This is a genomic window from Flavobacterium psychrophilum DSM 3660 = ATCC 49418 (genome assembly GCF_002217405.1).
Lineage (GTDB): Bacteria > Bacteroidota > Bacteroidia > Flavobacteriales > Flavobacteriaceae > Flavobacterium > Flavobacterium psychrophilum.
Genome location: NZ_MUHE01000014.1, coordinates 14,451 through 26,475 on the forward strand (window position 1 = coordinate 14,451; position 12,025 = coordinate 26,475).

Annotated in this window: 6 protein-coding genes and 1 pseudogene; 3 read left to right on the plus strand and 4 right to left on the minus strand. The window is 33.6% G+C overall.

Annotated features, from left to right (window positions below):
- The first annotated feature begins 137 nt into the window (after positions 1 to 137).
- From B0A57_RS04265 to B0A57_RS04275, 3 genes are all read left to right on the plus strand, one after another.
- Positions 138 to 1,115: a pyruvate dehydrogenase complex E1 component subunit beta gene (locus B0A57_RS04265; RefSeq protein WP_011962508.1), complete on the plus strand. Its 978-nt coding sequence runs from the start codon at positions 138 to 140 to the stop codon at positions 1,113 to 1,115.
- 127 nt (positions 1,116 to 1,242) lie between these two features.
- Positions 1,243 to 3,735, plus strand: a complete 2,493-nt coding sequence (locus B0A57_RS04270; RefSeq protein WP_038465992.1) for a DUF5686 family protein — start codon at positions 1,243 to 1,245, stop codon at positions 3,733 to 3,735.
- A gap of 279 nt (positions 3,736 to 4,014) precedes the next feature.
- The gene (locus tag B0A57_RS04275; protein ID WP_011962510.1) at positions 4,015 to 4,545 is read left to right on the plus strand and encodes an inorganic diphosphatase; all 531 of its coding nucleotides are present in this window, start codon (positions 4,015 to 4,017) and stop codon (positions 4,543 to 4,545) included.
- A gap of 96 nt (positions 4,546 to 4,641) precedes the next feature.
- On the opposite strand, the gene B0A57_RS04280 is transcribed toward B0A57_RS04275, so the two are convergent.
- The 4 genes and pseudogenes from B0A57_RS04280 to B0A57_RS12415 all read right to left on the minus strand — a co-directional run.
- On the minus strand, positions 4,642 to 5,685 hold the full coding sequence (locus B0A57_RS04280) for a S66 family peptidase (protein ID WP_011962511.1): 1,044 nt from the start codon (positions 5,683 to 5,685) through the stop codon (positions 4,642 to 4,644).
- Between the two features lie 90 nt (positions 5,686 to 5,775).
- A complete protein-coding gene (dnaE, locus tag B0A57_RS04285; RefSeq protein WP_034099123.1) occupies positions 5,776 to 10,302 on the minus strand; it encodes a DNA polymerase III subunit alpha in 4,527 nt (1,508 codons plus the stop codon).
- 268 nt (positions 10,303 to 10,570) lie between these two features.
- Positions 10,571 to 11,599, minus strand: coding sequence for an ATP-binding protein (locus B0A57_RS12435; RefSeq protein WP_316930245.1), 1,029 nt, complete (start codon positions 11,597 to 11,599; stop codon positions 10,571 to 10,573).
- Between the two features lie 6 nt (positions 11,600 to 11,605).
- A pseudogene (locus B0A57_RS12415) lies at positions 11,606 to 11,932 on the minus strand (AlbA family DNA-binding domain-containing protein); the annotation flags it as partial.
- Between the last annotated feature and the right edge of the window lie 93 nt (positions 11,933 to 12,025).

Here is a 12,025-nt window from a genome sequence, read left to right on the forward strand (position 1 = left end):
CATAATATTTTTAAGAAATTATTTCGTTTTTGAAATGATTATTTTCAATAAATTGAAGTATGAATAATAATTATGCTTTTATATGATTTTTAATTTTTACTTTTGCTGTTCAATTTTACAGATATACATAAAAATATATGAGAACGATACAATTTAGAGAAGCCATTTGTGAAGCCATGAGCGAAGAAATGCGTCGTGATGAATCAGTTTACTTAATGGGTGAAGAAGTGGCCGAATATAACGGTGCTTATAAAGCCTCAAAAGGAATGTTAGATGAGTTTGGTGCAAAAAGAGTTATAGATACACCAATTGCAGAACTTGGTTTTGCTGGTATTGCAGTAGGATCTGCAATGAATGGTTGTCGTCCTATTGTGGAATATATGACTTTCAATTTCTCGTTAGTTGGTATCGATCAAATTATCAATAATGCAGCAAAAATGCGTCAAATGAGTGCAGGTCAGTTTCCAATGCCAATGGTTTTTCGTGGGCCAACTGCTTCGGCAGGGCAATTAGGGGCAACACACTCGCAAGCTTTCGAAAACTGGTTTGCCAATACTCCAGGGCTAAAAGTTGTTGTGCCAAGTACTGTTTATGATGCAAAAGGTTTGCTAAAAGCAGCCATTCGTGATAATGACCCAGTTATTTTTATGGAATCCGAACAAATGTACGGAGATAAAGGAGAAGTGCCAGAAGGAGATTATATTATTCCTCTTGGTGTTGCAGATATAAAAAGAGCAGGAACTGATGTTACAATTGTTTCTTTTGGAAAAATTATAAAAGAGGCTCATATTGCTGCCGACGAATTAGCCAAAGAAGGTATTTCATGCGAAATTATCGACTTACGAACAGTTCGACCTATGGATTATGAAACTATTTTAACTTCTGTTAAAAAAACAAATAGATTAGTAGTTCTAGAAGAAGCTTGGCCTTTTGCTTCAGTGGCTTCAGAAATTACTTATATAGTACAAGAACGCGCTTTCGATTTTCTAGATGCACCAATACAAAGGATCACTACTGCCGATACCCCAGCACCATATTCGCCAACTTTACTAAAAGAATGGTTGCCTAACGCACAAGATGTTGTTAAAGCGGTAAAAAAAGTAATGTATAAATAAATTATTAAACGTTCTTAGATTATTGCAAGTCTAAAAGCCTGATTGCCTAGTGGTCTAAGTAGTTTAAAAAAAAACTATATTTGAAACTTCATCATTCATTGATGAAGTTTTTTAGTTAACATTTTGTATGAAAAAAATATTTATAATCTTCGGTTTCTTGCTATCAATAAGTAATGTCGCACAAACTAAAGTAAGTGGTGTTGTTTATGACGATACCAATGCAACTGTTCCTTATGCAAATTTATGTTTTAAAGGGACTCGAGAATGTGTGACGTCCGACGAAAATGGGCGATTTTATTTAGAATCTGAATCCGATAGAAAAATTTTATCAATTTCATTTGTAGGTTTTAAAACTAAAGAAATTATTCTTACCAAAGCGGTAAATTATGACATGAAAATTTCTTTTTCAGGAGCAAATACACTAGATGAGGTTAAGATATTTTCTGGAAAAACGTCTAAAAAAAACAACCCAGCACTCGATATTCTTCGAAAAATATGGGAACGAAAACGTAAAAATGGTTTGCGTCAGTTTAACCAATACCAAATGAATAAATATGAAAAAGTAGAGTTTGATATGAATACCATCGACTCTGCTTTTATGAAAAATATAGTTTTTAAAGGGATGGAATTTATTTTTAAACAAGTAGATACCTCAAAGATTACAGGAAAAACATACTTGCCTGTTTTTATAAACGAATCATTATCTGAGGTTTATGGAGACAATACAAACGGTAAGACGAAAGAGGTATTAAAAGCAAACAAAAATTCAGGGTTAGGAACAGGAAATGGCGTAGATACTTTTATTAAAGATTTATATCCGCAATATGATATTTATAATAATTATCTTAGTTTTTTCGACAAAAATTTTGTTAGTCCACTGTCTAAAACAGGAATTAACACCTATAATTATGTATTAAGTGACAGCGCATTTGTAGATAAAAAATGGTGTTATAATATTGTGTTTTATCCACGCAGAAAAAACGAACTAACTTTTAAAGGCGATTTTTGGGTAAATGATACCACATTTGCCATCAAAAAAATAAACCTTACCGCATCGAAAAGCGCAAATGTAAACTGGGTAAAAGAAATATATATAGAACAAGAATTTGATGTTTTAAACGATTCTGTTTTTCTTTTAAAAAGAGATTACATGATGTCAGATTTTGCACTTAATAAAAAAGAATCATCAAAAGGAGTTTACGGAAAACGCACTACACTTTATAGTGATCATAAATTTAATGAAGTCAAGTCTGATAAGTTTTACAAAGAAGATGTAAATAATTTCGATCAAAGTATATTTACAAAGTCTGACGAATTTTGGCAAGAAAATCGTGCAGAATCTTTAAATAAAGATGAAGCAGGAATATATAAAATGCTAGACACTCTTAAAACAGTCAGGAAGTTTAAACAAATGTACACGCTTGCAGGGATTTTAGGTACAGGTTATGTGTTAAACGGCAAAATAGATTACGGCCCAATATTTTCATTTATAGGATATAACGATGTTGAAGGGCTAAGATTACGAGTAGGAGGAAGAACCTATTTTAGTCCAAATGACAAATGGCGATTGCAAGGCTATACGGCATACGGATTTAAGGACGATAAAGTAAAATATGGATTTTCTGGAAAATGGATGGTCGATCCTAAAAGCAGGCTAATACTATCAGCAGGAAACCGCCGTGATATAGAGCAAATAGGGGTAAGCCTTACAACATCTAATGATATTATGGGAAGAAGTTTTGCTTCCTCATCAATATTTGCAGGAGGAGATAGGAGTAAATTAACAAATGTAAATTTAACCTCAATCGGAGCAGGATTCGAACCCTACAAAAATTTAATATTCAAAGCAGGATTGTCATACAGGACTTTAGCCTCTGCATCATCAAAATTTAGTTTAGATTTTTATAAAACCCTGCCTAGTACATTAAATCCAAATGGCATAAAACAATCAGAGGTACGACAATCAGAAGTAGAAATTGGAGTAGATTATATGCCAGGCAGAAAAGTGGTAGGCTATGGTGTAGAACAATTACAAGTAGATAAAAATTACCCCAGAATATATATAAATTACAATCAAGGCTTTAAAGGGATCTTAAACAGTGATTTTGAATATAAAAAACTACAATTATATTACCGTCAGCCAATATTAATTGCAGGAATGGGACGCTTGCTCACAACATTCGAAGTAGGAAAAATATTTGGGGGCGTACCATTAGGGCTTATAGCAGTCATACCAGGAAACCAATCCTATTTTATAATAGAAAACACATACAGTCAGTTAAATTATTACGAGTTAGTTACAGATCAATACGCATCATTGCACCTAGAACACGATTTTAACGGAAGGCTTTTTTCTAGAATACCCTATCTAAAAAAATTAAATTTACGAGAAATTATAGGAATAAAATCTATATACGGAAGTGTGTCAGACCAGAATATAGCCCTAAACGCATCAGGATTTAAATACCAAGCTCCTACAAATGGTTATTGGGAATACCATGCAGGAATAGGAAATATATTTAAAGTATTCAGACTCGATTTTGCTTGGAGAGGCAGTTATGAAAATCTTCCAGAAGCTAATAAATTCTCAATTAAAGGGTCTTTCGGATTCTATTTCTAGATACTTTATTCAGTTTTATGACACAATATTTATTTTGGTTGAAGCAAAAAAAAAGGTTTTTCGTTTCAAAGAAAGCTTCTTGAGTTCTAAATGAAATAAAAGAATTGTGAAGTAATTTAGGCTAGAGTTAGCAGTATGATTCGAAGAAAAAACATATAATGTTCAGAATTAAAAAACAAGAATACACATTAGTATTAAAAATAAATTACAAAAAAAACTAACTTCAAGCGCCTAAATTGTAACTTTTTACTACTTTTGCATTCTCAAAAAAATAAGAAAATGACAACAGATAAAATAGAAACTTTCGACGTTCTAGTCGAAATTCCAAGAGGAAGTAGAAACAAATACGAATACGATTTCGATTTAAAAAGAATGCGTTTCGATCGTATGTTGTTCTCCTCAATGATGTATCCAGCAGATTACGGATTTATACCAGAAACATTAGCGCTAGATGGAGATCCGCTAGACGTATTAGTGCTACTAACAAAACCAACCTTTCCTGGTTGTGTGATCGAAGTAAAGCCAATAGGTATTTTTAATATGGCAGACGACAAAGGGCAAGATGAAAAAATAATTTGCGTTCCTGTTTCTGATCCAATCTGGAATTCGTTAAACGATTTGTCAGATATTAATGCCCATTTAGTGAAAGAAATCGAACACTTTTTTCAAGTTTACAAAGACCTAGAAAACAAAAAAGTAGAGGTAAAAGGGTGGGGAGATGTAAAAGAAGCAAAAGAAATTATAGCACAATGTGTAGCTCGTTTTCAAGCAATAGAAAACAAACCAGCAGGATTATTTAGCATTAAATAGTTTTTTATTCCTATAAAAAAAAGCAACATTCTGAAAAGAGTGTTGCTTTTTTTATAATATTATCCTAAAATTAATAAATTGCAGCAGGTTTTCTGGTTAGTCGATTACCCCATTTTCGATAATACTAAAACTTTTCTCTTTACAATTTATTTCGGCATTTAATCCGTATGGGATTGTAAATGTAGGGCTTGTATGTCCGAAATTCATTTCTGTTACAATAGGCAACTCTGTTAATTGTAATTCGTCTCTAATAATTTGCAATAAAATTTTGTTGTACTCTTTTGTAAATTGATTGTTGTATGGTCTTCCTAGAATGACTGCTTTTATTTTATGAAAAACCCCTTGAGCGGCATAATTCCAAATAATCCATTTAAAATTCATGGGAGGCATCATAACTTCTGAAGTTTCTAAAAATAAAATGCTATCTTCCCAATCACTTGGTTGAAACCAATATTCAGTTGATTTTAGAAATTCTAATACTTCAAGACAGCCACCTATTAGTTTTCCTTGAACTTTAGTTTTTCCTTGTAAAAAATTCCAACCATTATTTGGAGTTAATTCTCGTTTTTTATTTGCTAATGATTTATCTGTCCATTCGAGTCTTTCGCTTGTCCAGCCGTTACTATTTGGTAAAATTTGTCCAATTGGCTCGGACGAAAAAAGCGTTTTCTTAATGTCATCTATTTGGTATTGTAGCATTCCTCCGTTTTCTGCAAAACCCACCAATATTGATGTTCCGTAAAACGAAGATAATCCTGCCTTATAACAAGTAAGATGTGTAATGGTACTGTCTGAAAAGCCTAAAAATATTTTTGGATTTTTAGTGATAATTGAGAGGTCTAAATAAGGTAAGATTCTAACGCTGTCTTCTCCGCCAATATTTGTGATGATTGCTTTTATAGAATTATCTGAAAAAGCCTCCATTAAATCATCTGCTCTTGCTTGTGGGTTTTTATTTAACCAGTCGGCAGATTTTAAAGCATTTTTTGTTTCGATTACCTCTACTTTAAAATTGTCTTCAAGCTGTTTTTTTCCAGTCTGATAACGGTAGGGGAATTCTCCAGCACCTCCCCACGACAAGGAAATGGTGGCTACTTTATCTCCTGGTTTTAATGCTTTCGGTTTAATAAGTGTTTTCATATAAATTCTAACTAACGTTTTTTAGGCGTAGGTTGCTTATACTAAAATAATTTAAATTTTCAAATTTGCCAATTATTTTTAGAATAAACCTTAATTTAACTTAAAATTAATTTGTAATCCTTCTAATTCATTTAGTAATTCGTTTGAGATTTTAATTTTCAGTTTGCGGCTGTTCATAGAAATTTTATTAATTATTTTTGTTTCTTCGACTTCGGTAGTAATTGTTGGTTCTGGATTTTCAGATTCTTGAATGTCTCCATTTTCGTCTAATGCAACTTCTATATCATTGGCTTCTAGAGGTACTGCTTCAATTTGTTTTTTAATTCGTTCTAATTCTAAAATATCAAAAGATACAGTATTATCTCCTTTATTCGCATCAAAAATAGTAATCAATTGAGAAACTAACTCTTCTTGCAAAACGTTTATATCTAAGTGTATGACTAATTTTTTTGCGAAAATTCGCAAGACATCTTGTATAGATTCTACTTGCAGAAAGTTAATTTGCGGATCCGATTTTTTACCTGTATCCCGATTTACCCAACCGTCTTTTATATTAACTCGGATATACACAAACTGATTTTGTACTAGAAAATGTCTGAATTTTAGGTATTCTTCATTAAAAATTCTGAACTCATTATTTTCATCATATCCTTCTAAAACAAAGGTTGCCCAGCCTTTTCCGTTTTTAGCAGTTCTGTGTTGTACATTGGTTACAATACCTCCAAAAGCAAGGTTTTTGCCTACGAATTGTTCTAGATTTTTTAGAGATTCGAGTTTGTTGTTGCAAAAATATTTCATCTCGAACTTGTAATCATCTAAAGGATGACCTGAAATATATATCCCAACAACTTCTTTTTCTTTGGCTAGTTTTTCCATCGTATTCCACTCTTCACAGGGTGGTATTAGAGGTTCAGAAATTTGCACATCGCTCGTGTCTCCAAACAAACTGACTTGCGACGAATTTTCGTTTTCTTGAAATTTAGCGCCAAATCGTATGGCTTTTTCGTAGAAAGTTAAATTATCGCCATCGGTATGAAAATATTGTGCCCTATGTGTGTTTTCAAAACAATCGAAGCCACCTGCGAGAATAAGGTTTTCGATGGCTTTTTTGTTAGCAGCACGCTGATCGACACGCTTGGCTAAATCGAAAATAGATTTGTAACTTCCGTCTTTTCTGTTTTCGACAATGGTATTTACGGCGCCCATTCCCACACCTTTTACAGCGCCTATTCCGAAACGAACGGCATAATCATCATTGACCGTAAATTTGTAAAATGATTCGTTTACGTCTGGGCCCAAAACGGCTAATCCCATGCGTTTGCATTCTTCCATAAAAAACGAAACTTGCTTAATATCGCTCATGTTATTAGACAAAACTGCCGCCATATATTCGGCTGGATAATTGGCTTTTAGGTAGGCGGTTTGGTAGGCAATCCACGCATAACAAGTAGAGTGCGATTTGTTAAACGCATATTCGGCAAAGGCTTCCCAGTCTTTCCATATTTTTTCTAGTTTGTCTTCGGCATGGCCTTTGGCGACAGCCTGACTGACAAATTTAGGTTTCATTTTGTCTAGGACATCACGTTGTTTTTTTCCCATGGCTTTACGCAAAACGTCGGCATCACCTTTAGAAAAATCGGCTAGTCTTTGTGATAAAAGCATTACTTGTTCTTGGTAAACGGTGATTCCGTATGTGTCTTTTAGTAGTTCTTCGCAGGCTTCAAGGTCGTATTCTATAGGTTCTTCGCCATTTTTTCGTTTAATAAAACTTGGTATATAAGCAATAGGTCCTGGGCGATACAAGGCATTCATGGCAATTAAATCATTAAAAACTGTGGGCTTTAGTTCCTTCATGTATTTTTGCATACCTGCACTTTCGTACTGAAAAATTCCTACTGTTTCGCCACGTTGAAATAATTCATAAGTCTTTACATCATCAATAGGAAATGTGTCTGGATCGAGTTGTATTCCCGTTCTATATTTGACAAGTTTTACAGTGTCTTTTATTAAGGTTAGGGTTTTTAGTCCTAAGAAATCCATTTTTAATAATCCTGCACTTTCGGCAACGGAGTTGTCAAATTGGGTAACATATAAATCTGAATCTTTAGCGGTGGTTACAGGAACAAAATTAGTAATGTCGCTTGGAGTAATAATAACTCCACAAGCATGAATTCCTGTGTTGCGAAGATTTCCTTCTAGGATTTGTGCTTGTTGAATGGTTTCGCCGCCTAAATCTTCTTCTTTAGAGAGTAATATTAATTCTTTCATTCGGTCGAAATCTTCTGGTCGTAAGACTTTTTTAATTTCAACTTCGGTGTCGTTCATAAAACGGGCTAAATTCCATTTTCCGGGAAGCATTCCGGGTAATAATTTGGCAATTTTATCGGCTTCAAAAAGCGGTAAGTCTAATACTCTGGCGGTATCACGAATGGCAGATTTTGCTGCCATAGTACCGTATGTAATAATTTGTGCAACTTGTTTTTTCCCGTATTTTTCAATCACATAATCCATGACTTTGCTACGTCCTTCGTCATCAAAATCGATATCGATATCGGGAAGCGATACACGATCTGGATTTAAGAATCTTTCGAAAAGCAGATTGTATAAAAGGGGGTCGATATTCGTAATTCCTAAGCAATAGGCAACAACGGAACCTGCTGCAGAACCACGCCCTGGTCCAACAGAAACGTCCATTTTTCTGGCTTCGGCAATAAAATCTTGCACGATTAAGAAATAACCAGGGTATCCTGAGTTTTGTATGGTTAGTAATTCGAAATCTATTCTTTCTTCTATTTCGGGTGTTATTTCGGCATAGCGTCTTTTGGCACCTTGGTAAGTAAGATGATGCAAGTATTTGTTTTCTCCTCGAACGCCGCCATCAGTTTGGTCTTCGGGAACTAAAAACTCTGTTGGAATTTCAAACTTTGGAAGTAAAACGTCTCTATAAAGCGAGTAAATTTCTATTTTATCTACAATTTCTTGAATATTGACAATGGCATCTGGTAAATCAGAAAATAATTGTTTCATTTCTTCTCCCGATTTGAAATAATATTCCTGATTAGGCAGGCCAAATCGATAACCACGACCACGACCTATTGGAGTTGCTTGTTTTTCTCCTTCTTTTACACATAGCAAAATATCATGGGCATTGGCATCGTCTTTAGAGATGTAAAAAGTATTATTGGTCGCAATGAGTTTTACTTCATGCTTGTTTGCAAAAGATATTAATGTTTGATTGACACGATTCTCGTCTTCTTGATTGTGTCGCATCAATTCGAGATAGAAATCGTCTTTAAATTTCGATTTCCACCAAAGTAAGGCTTCTTCTGCCTGATTTTCGCCAAGGTTTAGGATTTTGCTAGGAATTTCTCCGTATAAATTTCCTGATAAAACAATAATATCTTCCTTGTATTGTTCGATTACATTTCTGTCTATTCTGGGTACATAATAAAAACCCTCTGTGTATGCAATAGAAGACATTTTGGCTAAATTATGATAGCCTTTTTTGTTTTTTGCCAAGAAAACAACTTGGTAACCATTGTCTTTTTTGGATTTGTCTTTGTGGTTGTCGCAAACAAAAAATTCGCAGCCCACGATGGGTTTCATTTCTACTTCAGTGGCTTCTTCTCCGTTTTCTATTGCAGTAGCATTTTTTTTAGCGGCAGTCTTATTCTGATTCAAAACATCTCGAACAAAATGAAAAGCACCCATCAAATTGGCATGGTCTGTCATAGCAACGGCCGACATCTTGTTTTTTGCGGCTGCAGCTACTAATTTTGCTACCGATATTGTAGATTGTAAAACCGAAAACTGTGTGTGATTGTGCAAATGTGCAAATTTTGCGTTTGCTAAATTTTGCGTAATTTCTGTTGAAATTGGCGTTTTTGTTTCAACTTTTTTAGCTTGTTGAAAACGTTTGGCTATCTCGGCAGAAGCTTCTTTTAGGTTTATGTGTTTTAAACCTAAAAGTTGAATTTCTCCTTGGTTTTTGCGTTGAAATTCGTGAAAATAATGTGCTTCAACGTCGAGTTCTTCTTTGGTAAAAGCTTCTCTTTTTATTAATTCTAAAAAACAACGAGTCGTTGCTTCAACATCGGCAGTAGCATTGTGTGCTTCCGAAAACGGAATTTGAAATAAATATTGATGAAGTTCTGTAAGTGTTGGTAATTTGAATCTTCCGCCACGACCTCCAGGTAATTTTAGTAGTGATGCAGTAACTTCGGTACAGGTATCTAAAACTGGCATTTTTACCATATCTGAACTAATATTGGCACGATAAAATTCGCAACCCATAATATTGACATCGAAGCCTACATTTTGTCCAACTATAAATTTAGTTTTTGAAAGAGCGATATTAAATTGCTCTAAAACTTCTTGCAATGATACGCCTTGTTCTATTGCCAATTCGGTAGAAATGCCATGAATACGTTCGGCATCATAAGGAATATTAAATCCTTCTGGTTTGATTAGATAATCTTGATGTTCGATAAGATTTCCCATCTCATCGTGCAATTGCCATGCGATTTGGATACAACGAGGCCAGTTGTTAGTATCTGTTATTGGTGCAGACCAACTGCGAGGTAATCCTGTGGTTTCGGTATCGAAGATTAAATACATATTTCTTAGGGATTAGTAACTAGATAAAAGGCAGCCAAGGCGAAGCCGAACGGAGCTAATAGTTATTGAAACAAAAATACATTTTATGTAGTTGTTTGTCAATTTTAGTTATTAACAAACATAAAAAAAAACCATCTCGAATGAAATTATTTTTTTGTTTGCTTGGAAAATATTTTATTTTTCGGATTTAATTTGCAAATAAAAAAACCTTTAATATCAGTAGTTTACATTCTATTTGGATTTACTCTGCAAATAAGAAATTAAATATTTAAGCATAATATGGAATATATGTTGCGTATTTTCTTGATGTTATTTCAGGATCAGAAAGTTTAATCAATCTAGCTTCAAAAGTATCGGATATTATTCTTGAAGCAACTGATGAATTGTTTTTATCAATACCAAATCTTTCTCGAACGGATTGATTATTTAATTCCTTTCTATCTTCAAAAAGCAAACAAGCATGTTGATAACAGGCTCTTATTTTTTCTGTTTTCGACATTTCTTTTAACTCTTTTGGCGGAAACAAAATTACCTTTGTGTGTGATTCACTTTTTTCAAATTTAACTGCTGGTAATTTTCTTGCCTCAATTGCTTCAATTGCTCTGTCGATACCACTGCCTCTTCTTTCGCATATTCCTAACAAAAGCATTGTTTGAGCAAGAATTTCATTTCTTGATCTTGGTGGCATATCCAATAATCGGTTGAGATCATTTAATGGCGCTCCAGGATTTGTTATAACAAACCTGTTTGAGAAAATCTCAATTGTTATGGGCATGCCATCAATAGCAAAATCCTGATGTACTAAAGCATTCGCAATAAACTCTCTAATGGCAACTTTTGGATAAATTGGTACGTCTTTTCTAATTCCTTCAATAATTTCAGTTTTTGGTAACTGATTTAAAACATAGTTTATCATTCCTTCAAAGCCAGCAGCATAACCATAAACTCCATTTTGCTCTTTTTCTAATTCTCTATTGTTGCTGCCAACATATTGACGAACAATAACATTTCTTCCATTTAATTCTGGATAATCATTTATATCATTCGCAAATAAGATTGCACCTAAATTTGTAATACTCCAAGAATCATTTTTTTTATTGATAAACTTATATTCTACAAGAGTATTGAATATTGCATCTGTGTTTTTTGGCGTATTTTTATCTAAAAGCTCAAATAGTTTTTGATAATTTATTTTTTTCAAAACTTCTGTCTCTGATAAATTTTCCAAAGCGTTTATCTCTTCAAATGGAACACCTCTTGACTGGGAAATTAAAATTTGAACCTGTTTTTTGTTCATTTTAACAGTTTGACCAGCAGAGCGTGTATAGCAATTGTATAAATTATTCCCTCTCAAATGCGCTGGCTTTTCTGGCTGCTCAGGAATATGTATAAAAAGCAAATTAAAACCTTCAAACTCCATTATGCTATGTTCCAAAGAAATAGATGTACTTAAATTATTTCTTGCAATATTTCCTAATAAAGTAACCGTTTTATCGGCTTCTTCCTGTGAAATAGAAAACAAACTAGCATCATTATTTACACCATAAACCAAAAGACCTCCGCCTTGCAAATTAGCAAATGCACAAATATGTTGAGCCAATCTGTCTGTTTTTGAAGATAAACCACTCTTCCAATCAAGTTCATTGAGTTATATAGGCACAGGGAACAAACTGTCTCTTAATATGATTAATGCTTTTTCTTTCCAAGTTTCCATAATTATTTT

What these genes read in the sequence shown, in the direction of transcription:
- B0A57_RS04265 (WP_011962508.1), top strand. Translation starts at nt 138, where the DNA reads ATGAGAACGATACAATTTAGAGAAGCCATTTGTGAAGCCATGAGCGAA.
- B0A57_RS04270 (WP_038465992.1), top strand. Translation starts at nt 1,243, where the DNA reads ATGAAAAAAATATTTATAATCTTCGGTTTCTTGCTATCAATAAGTAAT.
- B0A57_RS04275 (WP_011962510.1), top strand. Translation starts at nt 4,015, where the DNA reads ATGACAACAGATAAAATAGAAACTTTCGACGTTCTAGTCGAAATTCCA.
- B0A57_RS04280 (WP_011962511.1), bottom strand. Translation starts at nt 5,685, where the DNA reads ATGAAAACACTTATTAAACCGAAAGCATTAAAACCAGGAGATAAAGTA.
- dnaE (WP_034099123.1), bottom strand. Translation starts at nt 10,302, where the DNA reads ATGTATTTAATCTTCGATACCGAAACCACAGGATTACCTCGCAGTTGG.
- B0A57_RS12435 (WP_316930245.1), bottom strand. Translation starts at nt 11,599, where the DNA reads ATGAACAAAAAACAGGTTCAAATTTTAATTTCCCAGTCAAGAGGTGTT.